We start from the raw sequence: 21,541 nt of genomic DNA, 5'->3' as shown, positions 1-21,541 counted from the left end.
GGCTGCGAATGGCTGCGAAGCAGACGCCGCTCTTGAGATTGCTGAAGGTCCTGTGGACCTCGGCGGCGGCTATGGGTTAAAGCATGCGGTAGAGCAAGCGCTCGATGCGCACGCGGCTGACCCGGCGCAGGAACTTGCCCACGGCCTCGGGATAGTCCACCAGGCTGTCCAGGTACTGAAAGTGCTCGATGCGGCGGGTATGGCGATAGATCTCGGCCTGTTCGGCGTTGCGCGCCTGCAGCAGCTCGCCCTTGGGGTCGTCCAGCAACAGGGCGTTTTCCAGGTCCAGGCGGAAGGCCCGCGGGTTGAGGTTGTTGCCGGTGAGCAAGGTATAGCGCTCATCGACCCACATGCCCTTGAGGTGGTAGGTGTTGTCACCGTCACGCCACAGGTGCAGGTTCAACTGGCCGTTGTCGATCACTTTCTGATGCCGCTTGGCAAAACGCCGCAGGCTGATTTCATACAGATAAGGCAGCGCGGCGATCACCTTGAACGGCTCGCTGGGCGGGATATAGAAGTCGTTGGCGGTCTTGTCGCCGACGATGATGTCGATCTTCACTCCGCGCTCCAGGGCCCGGTTGATCTCCCGGGTCACCGGCAGTGGCAGGTTGAAATACGGGGTGCAGATGGTCAGCTGGCGCTGGGCGCCGGCAATCAGCTCGCAGATCACCCGGTTCAACGGGTTGCCCTTGCCCACCCCGAGCAACGGGCTGACCGACAGCCCGCTCTTGTCCAGGCCACCGGCAGTGGTGTCGTAGGTGGCGTGCTTGAGGCGGCTGCGCAGATCGCCGATGTCGTTGCGCAGGCTGCGGGTGGTGGGCAGGTTCGGCAGGTCCAGGCGGTGCACTGCCCGCGACTCCACCAGGCCGTGCTGCACCAGGTGGTGCATGGAGTCGGCCAGGGCCTGGTTGTGCAGCAGGTGGTAACGGTCGAAGCGGTACTTGTCGAACTTGTGCAGGTACACGTTGTTCAGGCTGGCGCCGCTGTAGAGCACGCAGTCGTCGATGATGAAACCCTTGAGGTGCAGCACCCCGAACAGCTCGCGGGTCTGAACCGGCACGCCGTAGATCGGCACCTCGCTGGCGTGAGTGCGGGTCATTTGCTGGTACCAGGCCGAGTTGCCCGGCTGCTTGCCGGCACCGATCAGGCCGCGCTGGGCCCGCAACCAGTCAACCACGACCACCACTTCCAGCTCGGGGCGGGCGGCCTTGGCGGCGTGCAGGGCATCGAGGATTTCCTGGCCGGCTTCATCCTGTTGCAGGTACAGCGCGACGATGTAGATGCGCCGGCGTGCCTGGGCAATCTGCTCCAGCAGCGTGCGACGAAACTGCGCAGCGCCGGTCAGCGTGGTGAAAGCCTCGGCGGCCAGTGGGAAGCTGCGCAGCTTGGGCAGCAGGGAACGTTTGAAAAGCGACGGCATTAGGGCTCGCAGTGGCTCAAATCCAAAGAGCGCAAGAGCTTACACCATGGACCGGCCGGAGTCCCCTGCCTGGCATGTATAACGCCCTCCCTCAGCAAAGCAACCGCCCGCTGTGCGCAGGAGCCGGCTTGCCGGCGAATGGGCCCCCAGCCCTGCGCAAGGCGCAATGACACCTTCGCTGGCAAGCCAGCTCCTACAAAGGGTAATGGCCAGTTTCGAAGAAAAACAAAAAATATAATTGACCAAGGAGAACGATCGTTCTACTGTTCGCCACATGAACGAAATCATGCACTCTGAAACCCGAGACATCATCCTCGATGTCACCGAGAAACTGATCTACCAGAACGGCATTGCCGCCACCGGCATGGATCTTCTGGTGAAGACCGCCGGCGTCTCGCGCAAGAGCGTCTACCGCTATTTCACCAACAAGGACGAGCTGGTGGTGGCCGCCCTGGAGCGTCGCGATCAGCGCTGGATGCACTGGTTCTGCAGCGCGGTGAACCAGGCCGCGACCCCGGCCCTGCGCCTGCTGGCGCTGTTCGACGTGCTCAAGGACTGGTTCGCAACCCCCGGTTTTCGCGGCTGCGCCTTTATCAACACCAGTGGCGAAACCGGCGACCCGCAAGACCCGGTGCGCCAAGTAGCAAAACGGCACAAGCAGAACCTGCTCGACTACGTGACCGAGCTTTGCCAGGAACATGGCGTGCAACATCCTGAGGAACTGGCAGCGCAACTGCTGATCCTGATCGATGGCGCCATTACCGTTGCCCTTGTGATGGGCAATCACAGTGCTGCTGATAATGCGCAATGCATGGCGCAAAAGTTATTGGACCTCTGATTGTTTTAAACAAGAGCAGCCTCTTTGTTTGAACAGCAACTTTCATTGGAGACAGATCATGTCGTCTAACGCTCAAGTGCGCCCGCCCCTTCCGCCTTTCACTCGCGAGTCGGCGATTGAAAAGATCCGCCTGGCCGAAGATGGCTGGAACTCCCGGGACCCGGAGCGGGTATCCCTGGCCTATACCCTGGATACCCAATGGCGCAACCGCGCCGAGTTCGCCCACAACCGCGAAGAGGCCAAGGCGTTCCTGACCCGCAAATGGGCCAAGGAACTGGATTACCGCCTGATCAAGGAACTGTGGGCCTTTACCGACAACCGTATTGCCGTGCGCTACGCCTACGAATGGCACGACGACTCGGGCAACTGGTTCCGTTCCTACGGCAACGAAAACTGGGAGTTTGACGAACAGGGTTTGATGGCCCGGCGCTTTGCCTGCATCAACGACATGCCGATCAAGGCCCAGGAGCGCAAGTTCCACTGGCCCCTGGGCCGCCGGCCCGACGATCACCCGGGCCTGAGCGAACTGGGCCTGTAATCACCACCGCCTCTGCCCTTGTAGGAGCTGGCTTGCCAGCGAAAGCGCCCTCAAGCCCGGCACAAGGCTCCGAGGCCCGTTCGCCGGCAAGCCGGCTCCTACGAAAAAACACACCTCCTCTGCCCCCGTAGGAGCTGGCTTGCCAGCGAAAGCGCCCCCTAGCCCGGCACAAGGCTGCGAGGCCCATTCGCCGGCAAGCCGGCTCCTACGAAAAAACACACCTCCTCTGCCCCCCGTAGGAGCTGGCTTGCCAGCGAAAGCGCCCTCTAGCCCGGCACAAGGCTCCGAGACCCATTCGCCGGCAAGGGGCGGTTCAGGCGGCGGCTTCCTGTTCCTTGGACCGCGCCCGGGCCTCCAGCTCGCGTACCAGGGGCAGCACGCGCTGGCCGAAATACTCCACCTCTTCCTGGAAATGCAGGAACCCGGCCAGTACCAGGTCCACACCCACCGCCTTCAACTCCACGATGCGCTGGGCAATCTGCTGTGGCGTGCCGATCAGGTTGGTCTTGAACCCGTCGTTGTACTGCACCAGGTCCTCGAAACTCGACTTGGCCCAGTTGCCCTCGCCTTCGGGGGACGCCTTGCCGGCCTGCCGGGCGGCGTCACCGAAGGCATTCACCGCCTCCGGGTCGGCCTGATCGATGATTTGCTGCAACACCGCCCGCGCCTCCTCTTCGGTGTCCCGGGCGATCACGAAGGCGTTCACTCCGATCTTCACCGAGTGCTGGTTGGCCGCGGCCTTGGCGCGGATGTCGTCAACCTGGGCCTTGATCCCCTCGACACTGTTGCCGTTGGTGAAGTACCAGTCCGAAACCCGGGCCGCCATGTCCCGGGCAGCCCGCGAGCTGCCGCCCTGGAAGATCTCCGGCTGGCCCAGGGGCTTGGGCTTGAGGCTGTAGTGGTCGAAGCGATAGAAATCGCCCCTGAAGGTGAAGGCATCCTGGCTCCAGACCCCGCGCAGGCAGCGAATGAATTCCTCGGACCGGCGATAGCGCTCGTCGTGCTCCAGCCAATGCTCGCCAATGGCCTGGAACTCACCCTTGAACCAACCGCTGACGATGTTCACCGCAATACGGCCATTGGTCAGTTGGTCGATGGTCGCCAGTTGCTTGGCCGCCAGGGCCGGCTGCCAGGGCCCGGGCAGGATCGCCGCAATCACCTTGAGCTTGTCGGTGGCCGCCAGCAGTGCGTGGCTGAAAGCCACCGACTCGTGCTGGTACTCGGCGCCATAGCCGGCGGTGAAGCGGATCTGCGTCAGGGCGTATTCGAAGCCGGCCTGCTCGGCGATCTGCGCCAGCTTGCGGTTGTAGTCGATGCCCCAATGGGTGCGTTGCTCGATCTTGCTGACCACCAGCCCACCGCTGACGTTGGGCACCCAGTAGGCAAATTTCACGGCTTGCTGACTCATGGTTCGGTCCTCGGGACTTGGGAAAGTACCCCGGAGCAGAGCAGCAAGCGTGCCAGGGCCTGGAAGCCCTCGGCGCGTAGGCCGCCAGACGCCGTGTGGAGCCTCAAGCACGCCCTCTCCCGGGCAATGGCTGAGGCTCGCTGCCTGCGGCGGCGCGGGGCCGGCCAACCCTGGAAACGGGCTGTTTTGTTGATGAACTGTTGGCGGAGCAACAGTTGCAGGCGCTCTGCCGGAGCCCTTGCCCCGGCAAACCGGCGTTTGCGGCTTCGGCATGGTGTGTGCAATCGGCCTGGACCCTGCAGCGCTTTTTTCTGCCGAACCCAGGAGCTACACCATGACTGAACACCAGGTAATCAATCCGCTGTCCGTGGGGGTCGACTACGAGACCCTGGCCGCAGGCTTTCGCCCGATCTTCCAGCGCATCGCCAGTGGCGCGGTGGAACGGGAACAGCAACGCAAACTGCCCTACGAGCCCATCCAGTGGCTCAAGGAATCCGGATTCGGCGCGGTACGGGTGCCGCTGGAATATGGCGGTGGCGGCGCTTCCCTGCCCCAGCTGTTCCAGCTGCTGATCGAGCTGGCCGAGGCCGACGCCAACGTGCCCCAGGCCCTGCGCGGGCACTTTGCCTTTGTCGAGGATCGGCTCAATGCCACGACCGGACCGGGCCGGGACCTGTGGTTCAAGCGCTTTGTCGAAGGCGATATCGTCGGCTGCGCCTGGACCGAAATCGGCGCCGTGGACATCGGCCAGGTCATCACCAAAGTCTCTCCGGATGGCGAAAAATGGCGCCTCAACGGCGAAAAGTTCTACAGCACCGGGAGCATTTTCTCTGACTGGATTGATGTCTATGCCCAGCGCACGGACACCGGCGGCGACGTGATTGCCGCGGTGCGCACCCGCCAGCCGGGCATCGAGCAGAGCGACGATTGGGACGGCTTCGGCCAGCGCACCACCGGCAGCGGCACCTCGCGCTTCCAGGACGCTGAAGTGGACGCCGAGAACATCATCGACTTCGCAACCCGCTTCAAATACCAGACTGCTTTCTACCAGCTGGTGCTGCTGGCGACCCTGGCCGGCATCGGCCGCGCGGCGCTACGTGATGTGGCCCACGAAGTGCGGGTGCGCAAGCGCATCTATAGCCACGGCAACGCGCCCCAGGCCAGCGCCGATGCCCAGGTGCAGCAGGTGGTGGGCGAGATCGCGGCCCTGGTGTATGCCGCCGAAGCCGCCGCCCTGCGTGCTGCAGCCCCTGCGCAACAGGCCTACCTGGCGCGCTTTGCCGGGGATCCGGCCCAGGAGCGCGCGGCCAATGTGGCGGCGGAAATCGAATCGGCCACGGCCCAGGTGGTGGTCACCGAACTGGTCCAGCGCGCCACCAGCGAGCTGTTCAATGCCCTGGGGGCTTCGGACATTCGCCAGGGCAAGGCCCTGGACCGGCACTGGCGCAATGCGCGCACCGTGTCTTCGCACAACCCGGTGATCTACAAGGCGCGGATCGTCGGCGACTGGAAGATCAACGGCAGCGAGCCACCCTTTGTCTGGCAGATTGGCAACGGCCCCCAGCGCTGACCTCAGGCACCGCCCCCCGTAGGAGCTGGCTTGCCAGCGAAGGCGTCATCCAGGCGAGCGCTCGGCCCAGCGGCCTCTTCGCCGCCAAGCCGGCTCCTGCAGCGAAATCTCGGCGCACCGCCCCGTAGGAGCTGGCTTGCCAGCGAAGGCGTCATCCAGGCGGGCGCTCGGTTCAGGGAGAGGCATCCGACCAAGGTCGAGGCGGTCGCGCGGCGGGCTGGGTTGCAGGTAATATGGCGGACTTTCGCGCAGCCCCCTTTGCGCTTCTCGCCGAAATAAGCCGACCCCATGCCCTTCGAACTCAGCGTAGACCTGACCACCCTCGCCATTCTCGCCCTCGTGGCCTTCATCGCCGGTTTCATCGACGCCATTGCCGGCGGCGGCGGCCTGCTCACCACCCCGGCCCTGCTCACCGCCGGCCTGCCGCCGCATCTGGTGCTGGGCACCAACAAACTCAGCTCGACCTTCGGCTCGGCCACCGCCAGCTTCACCTTCTATCGGCGCAAGCTGTTCCACCCCAGGCAATGGACCCACGCCATTGTCGGCACCCTGGTGGGCGCCCTGACCGGGGCCATCGTCGCTCACTACCTGCCGGCGGAATGGCTGAACAAGATGCTGCCGGTGATCGTCTTCGCCTGCGGCCTGTACCTGCTGTTCGGCGGCACGCCCAAGGCGCCACTGGACAGCGACGCACCGATCAAGAAGAAGTGGCAATCGAGCCAGGGCTTCAGCCTGGGCTTCTATGACGGCGTGGCCGGCCCCGGCACCGGGGCCTTCTGGACCGTGAGCAGCCTGCTGCTCTACCCCATCGACCTGGTCAAGGCCAGCGGCGTGGCCCGCAGCATGAACTTCGTCAGCAACATCGCGGCGCTGTCGGTGTTCGTGTTTTCCGGGCAGGTGGACTGGATCATCGGCCTGTGCATGGGCCTGTCGGTGATGGTCGGGGCCTTCTTCGGCGCACGCACCGCCATCAGCGGTGGTGCCAAGTTCATTCGCCCGGTGTTCATCACCGTGGTCCTTGGGCTGACCGTGCGCCTAGCCTGGCAGCACTGGTTCAGCGTGGCCTAGGCGGCGCGCCACATAGAGATCGATCAGGTAGCGGGCAATCGAGCGCGAGGCCGGCAACGGCGGTAGCGCATGGACGCTGAACCACTGGGCGTCCTCGATCTCGTCTTCCTGGGGAATGATCTCGCCGCCGGCGTATTCGGCGTGAAAGCCCAGCATCATCGAATGGGGGAACGGCCAGCATTGGCTGCCCACGTACTGGATGTTCCTGACTTCAATGCTCACCTCTTCGCGCACCTCGCGAATCAGACAGTCCTCCGCCGACTCGCCCGGCTCGGCAAAGCCTGCCAGGGTGCTGTAGACCCCGGTGACGAAGCGCGGCGAACGAGCCAGGAGGATTTCGTCACCGCGGGTGATCAGCACGATCATGCTCGGTGAAATGCGCGGGTAGCTGCGCAGGTCGCAAGGCTGGCAATACATCGCCCGCTCCCCCGGCACCTGGGCCATGGGCCGCCCGCAACTGCCGCAGTACCGGTGCTCCCGGGCCCAGGTGCCGATCTGCGCGGCATAGCCCAGGACCTTGTACAGGGTGTGATCGCCCTCCAGCATGAAGGCCCGCAGGCCTTTCCAGCCGCAGCCCGGCACTTCGGCGCGGGCGCTCAGTTCCAGCAGGTACACCGGCTCGCCATCGAGATGGCCGATGCCGTGTTCCGCCAGCAGCGGCAGGTCCTGGCCCTTGAGCCAGTGCCGGGGGAACAGCGCGCCGTTGTCGTCGTAGAGAAAGCCGTCCGGGCCGCGGGCCACGGCCCAGCCGCCGGGAAGGTCGGTGTCGAGTACTGCGGTGGTCCAGCGTTCAATCATCGTCAATCAATCCAGAAATTCGGGTTTCTGTTTGCTCATGTGGGCGGCGATGGCCACGCGCAAGTCGTTGGACTGCAACATGGCAGCGTTCCAGGTGGCGACATATTCCAGGCCGTCATCAATACGGTGGTCACGCATGTAGCTGAGCATTTCCTTGGTGCCGCTGACCGCGATCGGCGACTTGGCGGCGATCTCCCGGGCAATTCCCATGACCCCGTCCAGCAGGCTTGCGGCATCGCTGTAGGTCCGGTTGACCAGGCCAATGCTGCGTGCTTCCTCGGCACCGAAGGTGCGCCCAGTGTAGGCCAGCTCGCGCAGGATGCCGTCGCCGATGATACGTGGCAAACGTTGCAGTGTGCCGACATCCGCAGCCATGCCGATATCGATTTCCTTGATCGAGAATTGCGCATCGTCCGCGGCGTAACGCATGTCGCAGGCGCTGATCAGGTCGATGGCGCCCCCCAGGCAATAGCCCTGGATCGCCGCCAGCACCGGCTTGCGGCAGTTGTCCACGGCGTTGAACGAGGCTTGCAGCTGGAAGATCTTGCGCCGCAGCAGGCGCGCGTTGCGGCCCACATCCTTGCCCAGTTCGTTGGCCACCCCGGCCAGCATCATCAGGTCGATGCCCGAAGAGAAATGCTTGCCGGCACCGCTGAGCACCACCACGCGCACTGCGTCGGTGTCGTCGATCCAGCGGAAGATCTCGACGATCTCGCTCCAGAACGCGGCGTTCATGGCGTTGATCTTTTCCGGGCGGTTGATCTGCACATGGGCGATGTTGTCAGCGAGTTCGACGCGAAAGGCTTGGTATTCGGACATGGCAGTGATCCTTTACTGGGCAGAAAATGAGGGCCGAACTATAGCAAGGGCCGGCGGCGGGCCGTAAGGCAGCGCATCGGCCAAAAGCGGGACTGGCCACCGCCCCTGCAGGCGCCGGCTTGCCGGCGAAGAGGCCCCTGAGCCGGGCCCCGTCCGGATAACGCCTTCGCTGGCAAGCCAGCGCCTACATGGGGGCGATGTGGGGGTGATGAGCTCAGCCTTGCCGGGTGCAATAGAAGGCGGCGGTCGTGTAAGGCACGGTGACCTGGGCCTTGCCCCGCAGCTGCGGCTCGCTGTCGATCAGGGCGGCGATCTGCCGGTCCACGGCCTCGCGTTCGGCCTGGGGCAAGGCGGCGATGAAGCTGGTGGAGCGCACACGGTTGAAGATCACGTCCTCCGGCGTGCCGCTGTGGCCCTGGGTGAAATGCTGTTCCTGCAGAGGCCCGAAACCCGGGTGGGGAAAGGCCTGGCGCCAGGCACCGGTGTAATAGCGCGGGGTATCGGCCTGCAAGGCATTGACGATGGCGTCCAGGCGCGCCACCCAGGGCACCCGGGCATCCCGCAGGTTCCACACCAGGGCCAGCTTGCCGCCGGGCTTGAGCACGCGATGGATTTCCTCCAGTGCCGCGCGGTGGGCAAACCAGTGAAAGGCCTGGGCACAGACCAGCACATCCACCGAGGCATCCTTGAGCGGCAGCGCCTCGGCGCTGCCCTCCAGTACCTGGGCCTCGGGCTGGGCCGCCGCCAGCCTGGCGCGCATTTGCTCGACCGGCTCCACCGCGATCACCTGGGCCCCCGTGGCCAGCAAGCGGCCGGTGAACTTGCCGGTGCCGGCGCCCAGGTCCACCACCACCCTGCCCGGCCCGAGGCCCAGCGTCTCCCGCAGCCAGGGCTCAAGGGCTGGCGGATAGTCCGGCCGGCCCCGCACATAGGTATCGGCGGCCTGTTGGTAGCCGTCGGCCGCAGCATGATGAATCGCCTGATCGTTCATGGATGAACCTCCTCATTGCGGGTGAGTACGAACAGGATAAACCGTGCCCGACAACAGACAGCATGAAACTCCTGTCAGTTGCACCCCCGTTGCAGGAGCAGGCTGTAGGAGCTGGCTTGCCAGCGAAGGCGTTATCCGCAGGGGCGCTCGGCTCAGGGGCCTCTTCGCCGCCAAGCCGGCTCCTCCAACGAATCCGCGCCGCACCGCCTGGTAGGCGGCCTTGAGACAAGCGCTGGGCTCTGCGGCCCTTTCACCGCCAAGCCGGCTCCTACGGATTCAGGCCCTGGGCGGGGGCGGCAGGCTCAGGCGAAAACGCGCGCCGCCCAGGGGCGAGGCTTCCACGGTCAGGGTGCCGTCCTGGGCTTCCAGGGCCCGGCGGCTGATGGCCAGGCCCAGACCGAAGCCGCCGGTGGCGCGGTCGCGGCTGCGGTCCAGGCGGTAGAACGGCTCGAACACCCGCTCGCGCTCGTCGTCGGGAATGCCGATGCCGTCATCGTCGACCCAGATCTCGCAGCCGTCGTCGCTGACCAGCACCCCCACCTGGATGCGTTTCTCGCAATAACGGGTGGCATTGCGCAGCAGGTTCTGCAAGGCCCGGGCGGTCAGCCGCGGGTCCAGGGTGAAACGTTCCAGGGCACCGTGCAGCAGGACGTCGATGACGATATCCGACTCCAGCTCATCGTCGACACTGCCCAGGATGCTGTCGATGAACTCGTCCAGGGACACCTCGATCTGCTCCGGCAGGCACGCCGGGTTCTGCAGGCGGCTGTAGGACAGCAGCTCCAGGACCAGTTCATCCAGTTCGCGAATGTGCGCCACCAGCCCTTGCAGGCGCTCGCGGCTGGCCGCCGGCAAATCGTCGGAGAGCGCCAGGGCCAGGCCGAAATCCAGCCGGGTCAGGGGCGTGCGCAGTTCGTGGGACACCGCGTTGAGCAGGTCACGCTGCTGGTTCAGGAGTTTTTCGATATCCCCGGCCATGGTGTCGAAGACATTGGCCAGGCTGCCGATGTTGGAACTGGCGGGCAGCTGGGTGCGCTCGCCCAGATGGCCCTTGCCGAAGCGTTCGGCGGTGCGCTTGAGGCGCTCCAGGTCACGCCAGTGCGGGCGCACCCAGAGCAGCAGGCAGGCCAGCAGCACGGCGACGATCAGGACATTGATGCTCCAGTACAGCAGGTTGACGTCCAGCGGGTCCGGCGGCACCACCAGCTTCACCGCCAGTTGTTCATCCAGCGGCGACACCGCCAGGGTGCGCCAGCCCCAATCGCCCAGGCGCACCACTTTCTCGCCGCGTTGCAGGCGCTCGCGCTCGTAATCGCTGAAATCCGGGTCGTCGATGCGCACCAGGGCCACCTGCAGCGGGTGGAACTCCTCGTCCATCTCCTTGACCAGGGTCGGCCACTGCTGCGCCGGCAAGGCGCGGAACTGCTTGACGATCAGGCTCTGCAGGCCCCGGGACTGGTCCAGGTTGTAGTCCAGGAAACGCTCGTGGAAAACCTTGATCACCAGGTCCGGGATCAGGTAGATCGCGGCGCTGAAGGCAATGATGGTGATCAGGTACAGACGGACCAGGATGCGCAGCATGGAATCAGCATTCCCACTCGGAACGACTGAACAGGTAACCCTTGCCCCACACGGTCTTGATCTTGCGCGCCTCGCCGGCGTGATCGTCGAACTTGCGCCGCAGCTTGGAGATCGCCACGTCCACCGAACGATCGGTGCCGTTGAACTCGATGCCCCGCAGGCGCTGCAGGATCTGGTCGCGGCTCAGCACTTCACCGGCATGCCGGGCCAGCACCACCAGCAGGTTGTACTCGCCGCTGGACAGCTCCACCAACTGCTCGCGCCAGGTCACGGTGCGCTCCGACAGGTCGATGCACAGGTTGCCCATGAGGATCTGGTCGCTGGCGCTCTGCGGCTCGCTGAGGCTGCTGCGGCGCAACAGGGTACGGACCCGGGCCAGTAGCACTCGCGGTTCGCAAGGTTTTGTCACATAGTCGTCGGCGCCCATTTCCAGACCCAGCACCTGATCATGGCTATCATCCCGCGCGGTCAGCATCAGGATCGGCAGGGTCGCCGAGTCGGCGCGCAACAGGCGGCAGACTTGCAGGCCATCCAGGCCCGGCAGCATCAGGTCGAGGATCACCAGGTCCGGGGGGCTGGCCTTGGCCCGCTCCCGCACCTGGTCACCACGGCTGATCACGCTGACCTGATAGCCATTGCGTTCCAGGTAGCTGGCGATCAGTTCGGACAGCGCGGTGTCGTCTTCGACAAGAAGAATATTGGGCATGGAGAGCGATCTTTATTGAAGAAATACAGAATACCGGCGTTCTTTATAAGGCACCGGGCAAAACCAGCAAGGCGCCAAGGATATACAACCCTGGCCGCACCGGTGCGCAGGCTTCACACTTTTTCACACAGCACCTACACAGCTTCACAGCGGGCCTTGACCCATGCCCTTAGCATGCCGAGGTCATTATTGGGGTATCAGCATGTCGAATAAACTCTTTGCGCCATTCTGCCTGGTCGTTCTGGCAGCGGCGCTGAGCGCGTGTGGCAAGACCGAAGGCGAGCAGACGCCGCCACCGGCCAAGGTACGAATCGAAACCGTACAGAGCCAGGCCCTGTCCATCACCAGCGAACTGAGCGGGCGCATCGCCGCGCCACGGATCGCCGAAGTCCGCGCCCGGGTGGCCGGGGTGGTGCTGCAACGGACCTTCCGCGAAGGCTCCGACGTCAAGCAGGGCGAGGTCTTGTTCCGCATCGACCCGGCCCCGTTCAAGGCTGACCTGGACAGCGCCCAGGCCAGCCTGCGCAAGGCCGAGGCCACCGCCTTCCAGGCGCAGTTGCAGGAGCAGCGCTATTCCAAGCTGGTCGCCGACCAGGCCATCAGCGGCCAGGAATACGACAATGCCCGGGCTGCGGCACGCCAGGCCAGCGCCGACGTCGCCGCCAACCAGGCCGCGGTGCAGCGGGCCAAGCTCAACCTCGGCTATGCCACCGTCACCGCGCCGATTTCCGGCCGGGTCGGCCGCGCCCTGGTCACCGAAGGCGCCCTGGTGGGCCAGAACGAGACCACGCCGCTGGCGCTGATCCAGCAACTGGACCCGATCCACGCCGACCTGACCCAGTCCACCCGTGAACTCAACGACCTGCGCCGGGCCTTCCGCGCCGGCCAGTTGCAGCAGGTGGGCAAGGACCAGGCCAAGGCGACCCTGATCCAGGACGACGGCAGCCTCTACCCGTTGCCGGGCAAGCTGTTGTTCGCCGATATCAGCGTTGACCCGAGTACCGGGCAGATCATCCTGCGCAGCGAGTTCCCCAACCCGGACCTCGACCTGCTGCCCGGCAGTTTCGTGCGCGTGCGCCTGGAACAGGCGGTCAACCAGCAAGGCATCAGCGTGCCGCAGCGGGCCATCCAGCGCGACAGCGCCGGCATCGCCCAGGTGCTGCTGGTGGATGCGCAAAACAACGTGGTGCAGCACCCGGTGCAACTGGGTGGAGTGCAGAACGATCGCTGGATCGTCACCGAGGGCCTCAAGCCCGGTGACCGGGTGATTGTCGAAGGCCTGCAACACGCCCGCCCCGGCGAGCCGGTGGAAATCGACGCCAGCCCCCTTGCGCACGTCCAGAACCCTGGCCAGTAGGTAGTACACATGCCGCAATTCTTTATTGACCGCCCGGTATTCGCCTGGGTGGTCGCCTTCTTCATCCTGTTGGCCGGCGCCCTGGCGATCCCCCAACTGCCGGTGGCGCAATACCCCACCGTGGCCCCGCCGCAGATCGAGATCTACGCCGCCTACCCGGGCGCCTCGGCGCAGACCCTAGACGAATCGGTGGTCAGCCTGATCGAGCAGGAGCTCAACGGTGCCGACCACCTGCTGTACTTCTCGTCCCAGAGCAGCCTCGGCAGCGCCACCATCACCGCCACCTTCCAGCCGGGTACCAACCCGGAACTGGCCCAGGTGGACGTGCAGAACCGTCTCAAGGCAGTGGAACCGCGCCTGCCCCAGGCGGTGACCCAGCAGGGCCTGCAGGTGGAGAAAGTCTCCGCCGGCTTCCTCTTGCTGATCACCCTGACCTCCAGTGACGGCCGCCTGAACGATGTCGCCCTCAGCGACTACCTGGCGCGCAACGTGATGAACGAGATCCGCCGCCTCGATGGCGTCGGCAAGGCCCAGTTGTACGGTGCCGAGCGGGCCATGCGGATCTGGCTCGACCCGCAGAAACTGATCGGTTTCAACCTGACCCCGGCCGACGTCAACGCCGCGGTGGCGGCGCAGAACGCCCAGGTTCCGGCCGGCAGCATCGGCGACCTGCCCAACCCCGCCAGCCAAGAAATCACCGCGACCATCCTGGTCAAGGGCCAGCTTTCCAGCCCTGAAGAGTTTGCCGATATCGTCCTGCGGGCCAACCCCGACGGCTCCACGGTACGCATCGGCGATGTGGCTCGGGTGGAAGTCGGTAGCCAGGAATACCAGTACGGCACCCGCCTGAACGGCAAGCCGTCCACCGCGGTGGGCGTGCAGTTGTCCCCCGGGGCCAACGCGTTGAATACCGCGACCTTGATCCGCGCCAAGATGGACGAGCTGTCGCGCTATTTCCCGGCCGGCGTGGAATACAAGATCCCCTACGACACCTCGCCCTTCGTCAAGGTCTCGATCACCAAGGTGCTCTACACCCTGGCCGAAGCCATGGTGCTGGTGTTCCTGGTGATGTTCCTGTTCCTGCAGAACATCCGCTACACCCTGATCCCTACCCTGGTGGTGCCCGTGGCCCTGATGGGCACCTTCGCCACCATGCTGGCCCTGGGGTTCTCGATCAACGTGCTGACCATGTTCGGCATGGTGCTGGCCATCGGCATCCTGGTGGACGATGCCATCGTGGTGGTGGAGAACGTCGAGCGGATCATGGCCTCCGAAGGCCTGTCGCCCAAGGAAGCCACGCGCAAGGCGATGCAGCAGATCACCGGGGCCATCATCGGCATCACCCTGGTGCTGGTGGCGGTGTTCATCCCCATGGCCTTCATGCCCGGCTCGGTGGGGGTGATCTACCAGCAGTTCTCGCTGTCCATGGCCACCTCGATCCTGTTCTCGGCGTTCCTCGCCCTGACCCTGACCCCGGCCCTGTGCGCCACCCTGCTCAAGCCCATCGCGGCGGGCGAACACCATGAACGCACGGGGTTCTTCGGCTGGTTCAACCGGCGCTTCGAACGCCTGAGCGACAGCTATCAGGGCGGCGTGACCTATGCCCTCAAGCGTACCGGCCGCTACCTGCTGATCTACCTGGCGCTGCTGGCGATCATGGCGCTGCTGTTCAGCCGCCTGCCCTCCTCCTTCCTGCCAGTGGAGGACCAGGGCTACACCATCACCGACATCCAGCTGCCACCTGGTGCCAGCCAGAACCGCACGATCAAGGTGGTGGAGCAGATCGAAGCGCACAACGCCAGCGAACCGGGAGTCGGCGACAGCACCATCATTCTCGGCTTCAGCTTCTCGGGTAACGGGCAGAACGCCGCGCTGGCCTTCACCACGCTCAAGGACTGGTCGCAACGGGGCAGCGAGGATTCGGCGATGTCCATCGCCGACCGCGCCAACGCCGCCCTCGGCGCGATCAAGGATGCCGTGGTGTACGCCGTGCTGCCGCCGCCGATCGATGGCCTGGGCACCTCCAGCGGCTTCGAGTTCCGCCTGCAGGACCGTGGCGGCGTCGGCCACGCGGCCCTGATGCAGGCCCGGGACGAGCTGCTCAAGGCCACGGAAAAGAGCCCGATCCTGGCCAACGTCCGGGAAAGTGCCCTGGCCGAAGCGCCGCAGGTGCAACTGGAGGTCGACCGCAAGCAGGCCAACGCCCTGGGCGTGTCCTTTGCCGATATCGGCAGCCTGCTGTCCACCGCCCTGGGGTCGTCCTACGTCAACGACTTCCCCAACCAGGGGCGGATGCAGCGGGTGGTGATCCAGGCCGAAGGCGACCAGCGCAGCCAGGTCGAAGACTTGCTGCGCCTGAACGTGCGCAACAGCGCCGGCAAGATGGTGCCGCTGTCGGCCTTCGTCCGCGCCAGCTGGAGCCTGGGCCCGGCGCAACTGACCCGCTACAACGGCTACCCGGCCATTGCCGTCTCCGGCGAGCCGGCCCCTGGCCACAGTACCGGTGAAGCCATGCAGGAAATCGAACGGCTGGTGGCGCAGTTGCCCACCGGGCTGGGCCTGGAATGGACCGGCCTGTCACTCCAGGAACGGCTGTCCGGCAGCCAGGCGCCGATGCTGCTGGGCCTGTCGCTGCTGATCGTGTTCCTGTGCCTGGCGGCGCTCTACGAGAGCTGGTCGATTCCCACTTCGGTGCTGCTGGTGGTGCCCCTGGGGGTACTGGGCGCAGTGCTGGCGGTGAGCCTGCGCGGCATGCCCAACGACGTGTTCTTCAAGGTCGGCCTGATCACCATCATCGGCCTGTCGGCGAAGAACGCGATCCTGATCATCGAGTTCGCCAAGAGCCTGTACGACGAAGGCCACGACCTGATCGATGCCACGGTGCAGGCTGCACGCCTGCGCCTGCGCCCCATCGTCATGACCTCGCTGGCGTTCATCCTCGGCGTGGTGCCCCTGGCCATCGCCACCGGCGCCAGCTCCGCCAGCCAGCAGGCGATCGGTACCGGGGTGATCGGCGGCATGATCACCGCGACCCTGGCAGTGATCTTCGTGCCGGTGTTCTTCGTGGTGGTGATGAAACTGGTGAAACGCGGTTCGTCCAAGGACTGACATCGCTGCATGGGGCCCCGGTTCCGGGGCCCCTTCTTCTCTTGCCCGCCTCTTCTCGTCTCAGGCCGCCATGGCCGGGCATACCCGTGCCTGTGGGCAATCCAGGGCGAAAGGCCCGGGAAAGGCCGCAGCGGATTTGCCCGGTGGATTGCCCGCCAGCAGCGCCGGAGCCTTGGCCGCCTGGCTGTGATGGGCGATCTGGTGATTGCATTCGATGGCCCGCGCCAATGCTCCGGCCGAGCCCTGGCCCAGCCCCAGCAGGCTGGTGCCATTGGTGAAGAACGCGAGGAAGGCGGTGATCATCAGACGGCGCCCTTTCATGGCCGTCTCCCCGCTTCGGCATGGAGTACCGGGCCCTGGCCGCTTGCCGCGCCGGAATCAATCAACGCAGCGCTCGGCAGGCCCGCAGCCAGGCTGGCCCAGAGCATCAGAAGCAGATAAAGCCCCAGCGCCAGGTAGGCGCCGTGCTTGGCGGAACTGAGGATCGAACGGGCCATGGTGATCTCCTGAGGCGTTTTCGTGCCCAGAGGATCTATCAATCAAACGCCAGTAAAAAGACGTTTATATCCATAGCCATCATCAATTTTCTTGATGCTTTAAACTCGCGTCTCAGTCCTGCAACAGTCTGGTCAGACGCTCGCGGGAAGTCTCCGGCTCGCCTTCGACAGGCTGGGCAGAGGACAGGATGGGAGTGGAGTAGAGCAACAGCAGAACCACGGTCAGACGCATCACCATGCTATCGATCCTTGCTCGGGAAAGAGTCAATAATTCAGCGTCAAATTTAAACACATGGCTATATGACACTACCAAGCAAAATTTGCCTGGCGGGAAGAATAAGTCGCAAACAGGTGATGCAGGAGCGACATCACTGCTTCAGTGACGTCGCTCCTGCATACCTTGGGTTTGCTGCTTGCGGGGTGATCCGGAGCGCTCATTGCTGGGCTTTGTGATCCAGGGCGGCGTAGAAGTTGGCGCTTTGTTGCAGGTACTTCTGGGTGTAGGTGTTGGTGCTGGATTTCTTCTGGCTGATTTCCACGCTGGCGCTGGCAGGCAGTGCCACGGTGGCGGAAATGGCGGAGGCTGCGATCACGGAGAAGAGATTGAAGTTCATGGCGGTAACCCTCGTATTCAGTTGGCTTGCTTGCCCGTGTGGGCCGTGAAGCAAACTTACTCCCGAGGGTTGGCGGGAAAAAATTCTTTGCGGCAGTAGCCATTATCAGCGTCGTTAATAGAAGGAGTCAGGCCCCGGATGCCGGGGCCTGCGGTCTATTGACGCACCAGGAATTTGATATCGCTGGGGGAATCGAACGGCAGTTTCTGCACGGTCTTGCCCAGGAAACCGGTCTTGGCGTCGCGCTCGATCACCACGATCTCGTTGCTTTTCTGGTTGCCGATCAGCACATAGCGGTTGCTCGGGTCGAGGCTGAACTCCCGTGGGTGATCGCCTTCCACCGAACGCCGCTGGATTTCCTTGAGCTGGCCATTGGCCGGGTCGATGGCAAACACCAGCAACTGGTTGGCGGTGCCCCGGTTGCTGACATACAGGTACTGGCCGTCCTTGGAAGCATGCAAGGCCGCGGCGGCCTTTTTCTCCTTGGAGCCGTTGGCCGCCAGGTCGAGCATCTGACGCTGAGTCAGCTTGCCGTCCTGGTAGTCGAACACCGCCAGTTGAGCGCTCATTTCCATGGTCAGGTAGGCATGCTTGCCATCGGCGCTGAACAGCAGGTGCCGCGGGCCGCTGCCCGGCGGCAGCTGGACGAAGGCCGGGTCGGCCGGGCTCAGCGGGTGTTCCGCATTGGCCTTGGGGTCATAGCGATAGACGAAGATCTTGTCCGCACCCAGGTCGTTGGCGAACAGGAACTTGCCGTCCGGGGACGGCACCGACGAATGCACGTGGGCCGATTGTTGGCGCTCGGGGTCGACCCGGCTGGCCGGATGACTGGTGAGCTGCACCACCGGCGACAGATGACCGTCATCGCTGACCGGCACCACCGCCAGGCTGCCGCCCGGATCCACATCCACCGAATAGTTGCTGACGAACAGGTAGTTGCCGTCGGCACTCAGGCTGGAATGGGTGGGCTCGTTACCCTGGCTCTGCACCTGGTTGATCAGGCTCAGTTGATGGGTTTTCGGCGCAAGGCTGTAGCTGCTGACACGACCGATGGGGTCGGCCTGCCCCGGGCTGTTCTCATTCACCGCGAAGACGAACTTGAGGTCCTTGGACAAGGTCAGCCAGGACGGGTTGGAGCTCTTCACCACCTGCAGCGGCTTGGGGTCGATCTGCCCGGTGCGCTCATTGAATTGCAGGCGGTACAGACCCTGGCTCTGGCCCTGGGTATAGGACCCCACCAGCAGCTCATGGGTTTCGGTGGCCGGCGCGGCCTGGACCGCCATGGCACCGACACTGCCGGCCATCAGCAGGGGCCAGAAATTACGCATCTTCATGTTCACCTTCCTCTTCGTCGCGGGCACTGAACGCGCTCATGCACACCAGGCGGTGCTCACCGGAGTCGCCTGCCAGGGTCCAGCTCTGCAAGTCCTGGTCGAAGGTCGCGGCCTGGACCTGGGCCAGGGTAAAGCTCCAGCGCTTGGCCGCGCGGCCGTCCATGCACTCGATCAGCAGGCGCTGCTCGTCGAGGGTGAAATCGAAAGCGTGCAGGCCGTCGATTTCCAGCATGTCGCAGGCTTCAAGGGCGCAGATCAAGGTGTCGGTAGCAGCGGTCATAGCGATCAGTCATCAGATGGAAAGGCGCAATGATAGCTGATTGGCGCTGCCGGGTTGGGCCAGCATTGCGCCGCGCAGGCGACTGTCCCAAGGACACCCTCCGACAGGCTCCGCCAGGGCCGCCCGGTTCTTCAGCACCACCCGCTTTCCCCTCGGAACACCGGGCATGAAAAAGCCGCACCCGAGGGTGCGGCTGAGTACTCATGCAACGGGATCAGTGGGCGAACAGCGAGTTGCCCTTCTGCCCCGCCAGCTTCTCCGGCTTGATCAGGAACCGCGCCAGGGCCGGCAGCAGCCACAGGGCACCGAACATGTTCCACAGCAGCATGAAGGTCAGCATCAGGCCCATGTCGGCCTGGAACTTGATGGCCGAGAAGATCCAGGTGCACACGCCGATGGCCAGGCACAGGCCGGTGAACAGCACGGCCTTGCCGGTGGAGCGCAGGGTCTGGTAGTAGGCCTCCTGCAGCGGCAGGCCGGCCCGCAGGAAGCTCTCCAGGCGGCTGTAGATATAGATGCCGTAGTCCACGCCGATGCCCACCCCCAGCGCCACCACCGGCAGGGTCGCCACCTTGACCCCGATGCCCATGAAGGCCATCAGCGCGTTGCCCAGCACCGACGTCAGCACCAGTGGCAGGACGATGCACAGGGTCGCCGCCCAGGAGCGGAAGGTGATCATGCACATGCCGGCCACGCAGATGTAGACCAGGATCAGGATGGTCAGCTCGGACTCCTTGATCACCTCGTTGGTCGCGGCCTCGATCCCGGCGTTGCCGGCAGCGAGAATGAACTCCAGGCCGTCCTTGTTGTGCTGCGTGGCGAACTCCTGCACCGCATGTACCGCACGGTCCAGGGTCGCGGCCTTGTGGTCGTTGAGGAACACCAGCACCGGCGCCAGGGAGCAGTTGTTGTTGTACAGACCGTCGGCCCGGGCAATGGAGTTGTTCAGCACGTCAGGGTTGCGCGACAGGGTTTCCCACTTCAGGTTGCCCTCGTTCATGCCCTTGATCATCTGCTTGGAGACGGTCACCAGGGAAATCGCCGACTGCACGCCCTCGGTGTTCTGCATCTTCCACATCAACTCGTCGATCGGCGCCATGGCCTCATAGCGCGAGCAGCCTTCGGCCGCGGTCTTGACCATCACCACCAGCACGTCGGAACTGGTGGAGTAGTTGCTGATGATGAAGTTGTTGTCCTTGTTGTAGCGCGAATCGGGACGCAGCTCCGGGGCGCCCTGGTCGAGGTCGCCGATCTTCAGGTTCTGGCTGTACCAGAGGCCGCCGGCAAAGGCCACCAGGGCCAGGGCGATGGAAATCGGCGCGACTTTGGGGCTGGCGAAATTGGACAGCAGGCGCCAGAACGGATGCTCGCGGGAAGCGTCCTTCTTGCTGCGCTCGATGGCGCGCTTGCTGATGCCGACGTAGGAAATCGCCACCGGCAGCAGAATCAGGTTGGTGAACACGATCACCGCCACACCGATGGAGGCACCGATGGCCAGCTCGCGGATCACCCCGATATCGATGATCAGCAAGGTGATGAAGCCCACGGCGTCGGCGAGGATCGCGATCATCCCCGGCAGGAACAGCTGGCGGAAGGTGCGCCGCGCCGCGGTCAGGGCATTGTCGGCATCACTGGACTGCAAGGCGATGCCGTTGATCTTCTGCACTCCGTGGGAAATGCCGATGGCGAAGATCAGGAACGGCACCAGCATCGAATACGGGTCCAGGCCGAAGCCGAAGGCGTGCATCAGGCCCAGTTGCCAGACCACCGCCACCAGGGTGGTGATCAATACCGCGATGGTGCTGCGGATGCACCAGGTGAACCAGTACAGCAGCACCAGGGTGATGATGAAGGCCACGCCGAAGAACATCACCACCATGATCAGGCCGTCGATCAGGTCGCCGACCTTCTTGGCGAAGCCGACGATGTGGATCTTCACATTGGGGTTCTGCGCCTCGAACTTGTCGCGGATCTTCTCTTCCAGCTGGTGGGAGAATTTCTGGTAGTCCAGGGCCAGCAGCTTGCCCTGGTCCTGCGGGTCCGGGTAGGACTCCAACAGCGGGATATCGACGATGCTGGACTTGAAGTCGTTGGCCACCAGGCGCCCGACCTGGCCGGACTTGAGCACGTTGTTGCGCAACTGTTCGAGGCTGTCGGCCGAACCGTTGTAGCTCTGGGGAATCACCTCGCCGCCGGCGAAGCCCTCTTCGGTCACTTCGGTCCAGCGCACGCTGGGGCTCCACAGCGACTTGAGCCCGGAGCGATCGACGCCGGAGATGTAGAACACCTCGTCGTTGATCTGCCGCAGGGTTTCCATGTAGTCCTTGGTGAAGATGTCGCCGTCGCGGGCCTCCACCGAGATGCGCACGGTGTTGCCCAGGTTCGCCAGGTCGTTGCGGTGCTCCATCATCCGCTCGATGAACGGGTGCTTGAGCGGGATCATCTTCTCGAAGCTGGTGGACGGCCGGATCAGGGTCGCCTGCCAGAACAGGAAAGCGCTGACCAGCAAGCAGATGAAGATCACTGCCGGGCGGTTATTGAAAATCAGGCGCTCAAGAAAGTTCGCCTTGTCCTGGTGATGACTGCTCATGGAATTCCCCACCTTCTTATTATG

General features: G+C 64.3%; 20 protein-coding genes. 6 read left to right on the top strand and 14 right to left on the bottom strand.

Features of this window, described 5'->3' with window-relative positions:
- Positions 1 to 76: 76 nt before the first annotated feature.
- Positions 77 to 1,420 carry a CDP-diacylglycerol--serine O-phosphatidyltransferase gene (pssA, locus tag AC1RCO_RS04460; RefSeq protein WP_011061543.1) on the bottom strand — a complete coding sequence of 448 codons (1,344 nt, stop codon included), beginning with the start codon at positions 1,418 to 1,420 and terminating at the stop codon, positions 77 to 79.
- A 274-nt stretch (positions 1,421 to 1,694) separates the two neighbouring features.
- On the opposite strand from pssA, the gene AC1RCO_RS04455 reads away from it, so the two are divergent.
- Positions 1,695 to 2,258, top strand: a complete 564-nt coding sequence (locus AC1RCO_RS04455) for a TetR/AcrR family transcriptional regulator (RefSeq protein WP_183000336.1) — start codon at positions 1,695 to 1,697, stop codon at positions 2,256 to 2,258.
- A gap of 58 nt (positions 2,259 to 2,316) precedes the next feature.
- Positions 2,317 to 2,796 carry a nuclear transport factor 2 family protein gene (locus AC1RCO_RS04450; protein ID WP_011061545.1) on the top strand — a complete coding sequence of 160 codons (480 nt, stop codon included), beginning with the start codon at positions 2,317 to 2,319 and terminating at the stop codon, positions 2,794 to 2,796.
- Positions 2,797 to 3,109: 313 nt separating this feature from the next.
- Here the strand turns inward: AC1RCO_RS04450 and sfnG are convergent, their stop codons facing one another.
- Positions 3,110 to 4,204, bottom strand: a complete 1,095-nt coding sequence (gene sfnG / locus AC1RCO_RS04445; protein WP_011061546.1) for a dimethylsulfone monooxygenase SfnG — start codon at positions 4,202 to 4,204, stop codon at positions 3,110 to 3,112.
- 334 nt (positions 4,205 to 4,538) lie between these two features.
- Between sfnG and AC1RCO_RS04440 the strand changes: the two genes are divergently transcribed.
- A complete protein-coding gene (locus AC1RCO_RS04440; RefSeq protein ID WP_220222730.1) occupies positions 4,539 to 5,774 on the top strand; it encodes an acyl-CoA dehydrogenase family protein in 1,236 nt (411 codons plus the stop codon).
- 288 nt (positions 5,775 to 6,062) lie between these two features.
- On the top strand, positions 6,063 to 6,842 hold the full coding sequence (locus AC1RCO_RS04435; protein ID WP_011061548.1) for a TSUP family transporter: 780 nt from the start codon (positions 6,063 to 6,065) through the stop codon (positions 6,840 to 6,842).
- Here AC1RCO_RS04435 and nudC read toward each other — a convergent pair.
- From nudC to AC1RCO_RS04410, 5 genes are all read right to left on the bottom strand, one after another.
- Positions 6,810 to 7,640, bottom strand: coding sequence for an NAD(+) diphosphatase (nudC, locus tag AC1RCO_RS04430; RefSeq protein WP_011061549.1), 831 nt, complete (start codon positions 7,638 to 7,640; stop codon positions 6,810 to 6,812). The genes AC1RCO_RS04435 and nudC overlap by 33 nt on opposite strands.
- 6 nt (positions 7,641 to 7,646) lie before the next feature.
- The gene (locus tag AC1RCO_RS04425) at positions 7,647 to 8,459 is read right to left on the bottom strand and encodes a crotonase/enoyl-CoA hydratase family protein (protein WP_015635797.1); all 813 of its coding nucleotides are present in this window, start codon (positions 8,457 to 8,459) and stop codon (positions 7,647 to 7,649) included.
- Between the two features lie 214 nt (positions 8,460 to 8,673).
- Positions 8,674 to 9,450 (bottom strand): class I SAM-dependent methyltransferase, encoded by a 777-nt coding sequence (locus AC1RCO_RS04420; protein ID WP_015635798.1) that lies wholly within the window; start codon positions 9,448 to 9,450, stop codon positions 8,674 to 8,676.
- A 276-nt stretch (positions 9,451 to 9,726) separates the two neighbouring features.
- On the bottom strand, positions 9,727 to 11,031 hold the full coding sequence (locus AC1RCO_RS04415) for an ATP-binding protein (RefSeq protein ID WP_011061551.1): 1,305 nt from the start codon (positions 11,029 to 11,031) through the stop codon (positions 9,727 to 9,729).
- Between the two features lie 4 nt (positions 11,032 to 11,035).
- On the bottom strand, positions 11,036 to 11,737 hold the full coding sequence (locus AC1RCO_RS04410; protein WP_011061552.1) for a response regulator: 702 nt from the start codon (positions 11,735 to 11,737) through the stop codon (positions 11,036 to 11,038).
- Between the two features lie 202 nt (positions 11,738 to 11,939).
- Between AC1RCO_RS04410 and AC1RCO_RS04405 the strand changes: the two genes are divergently transcribed.
- Both AC1RCO_RS04405 and AC1RCO_RS04400 read left to right on the top strand, forming a co-directional pair.
- Entirely contained in the window at positions 11,940 to 13,094 is a 1,155-nt protein-coding gene (locus AC1RCO_RS04405; RefSeq protein ID WP_011061553.1) for an efflux RND transporter periplasmic adaptor subunit, read from the top strand.
- A gap of 9 nt (positions 13,095 to 13,103) precedes the next feature.
- On the top strand, positions 13,104 to 16,202 hold the full coding sequence (locus AC1RCO_RS04400) for a multidrug efflux RND transporter permease subunit (protein WP_015635799.1): 3,099 nt from the start codon (positions 13,104 to 13,106) through the stop codon (positions 16,200 to 16,202).
- A gap of 60 nt (positions 16,203 to 16,262) precedes the next feature.
- Here AC1RCO_RS04400 and AC1RCO_RS04395 read toward each other — a convergent pair whose 3' ends face one another.
- The 7 genes from AC1RCO_RS04395 to AC1RCO_RS04365 all read right to left on the bottom strand — a co-directional run bounded on the left by AC1RCO_RS04395 (position 16,263) and on the right by AC1RCO_RS04365 (position 21,517).
- Positions 16,263 to 16,523 carry a hypothetical protein gene (locus AC1RCO_RS04395; RefSeq protein ID WP_041118453.1) on the bottom strand — a complete coding sequence of 87 codons (261 nt, stop codon included), beginning with the start codon at positions 16,521 to 16,523 and terminating at the stop codon, positions 16,263 to 16,265.
- Complete coding sequence (locus AC1RCO_RS04390; protein WP_041118455.1) at positions 16,520 to 16,699, bottom strand: hypothetical protein; 180 nt, start codon at positions 16,697 to 16,699, stop codon at positions 16,520 to 16,522. The genes AC1RCO_RS04395 and AC1RCO_RS04390 overlap by 4 nt, the downstream gene beginning before the upstream one ends.
- A gap of 112 nt (positions 16,700 to 16,811) precedes the next feature.
- Entirely contained in the window at positions 16,812 to 16,934 is a 123-nt protein-coding gene (locus AC1RCO_RS04385) for a hypothetical protein (protein WP_492617610.1), read from the bottom strand.
- Between the two features lie 199 nt (positions 16,935 to 17,133).
- The gene (locus tag AC1RCO_RS04380; protein WP_015635803.1) at positions 17,134 to 17,313 is read right to left on the bottom strand and encodes a hypothetical protein; all 180 of its coding nucleotides are present in this window, start codon (positions 17,311 to 17,313) and stop codon (positions 17,134 to 17,136) included.
- Positions 17,314 to 17,468: 155 nt separating this feature from the next.
- Positions 17,469 to 18,647 (bottom strand): lactonase family protein, encoded by a 1,179-nt coding sequence (locus AC1RCO_RS04375; RefSeq protein ID WP_019094608.1) that lies wholly within the window; start codon positions 18,645 to 18,647, stop codon positions 17,469 to 17,471.
- Positions 18,634 to 18,927: a DUF5629 family protein gene (locus AC1RCO_RS04370; protein WP_011061560.1), complete on the bottom strand. Its 294-nt coding sequence runs from the start codon at positions 18,925 to 18,927 to the stop codon at positions 18,634 to 18,636. The genes AC1RCO_RS04375 and AC1RCO_RS04370 overlap by 14 nt, the downstream gene beginning before the upstream one ends.
- 214 nt (positions 18,928 to 19,141) lie before the next feature.
- Positions 19,142 to 21,517 carry an efflux RND transporter permease subunit gene (locus AC1RCO_RS04365; RefSeq protein ID WP_011061561.1) on the bottom strand — a complete coding sequence of 792 codons (2,376 nt, stop codon included), beginning with the start codon at positions 21,515 to 21,517 and terminating at the stop codon, positions 19,142 to 19,144.
- Positions 21,518 to 21,541 lie beyond the last annotated feature (24 nt).

The organism is Pseudomonas sp. GW823-FHT03E05 (genome assembly GCF_058796855.1).
Note: the sequence above shows the minus strand (reverse complement) of the source record. Positions and strands in the feature narration are given on the sequence as shown.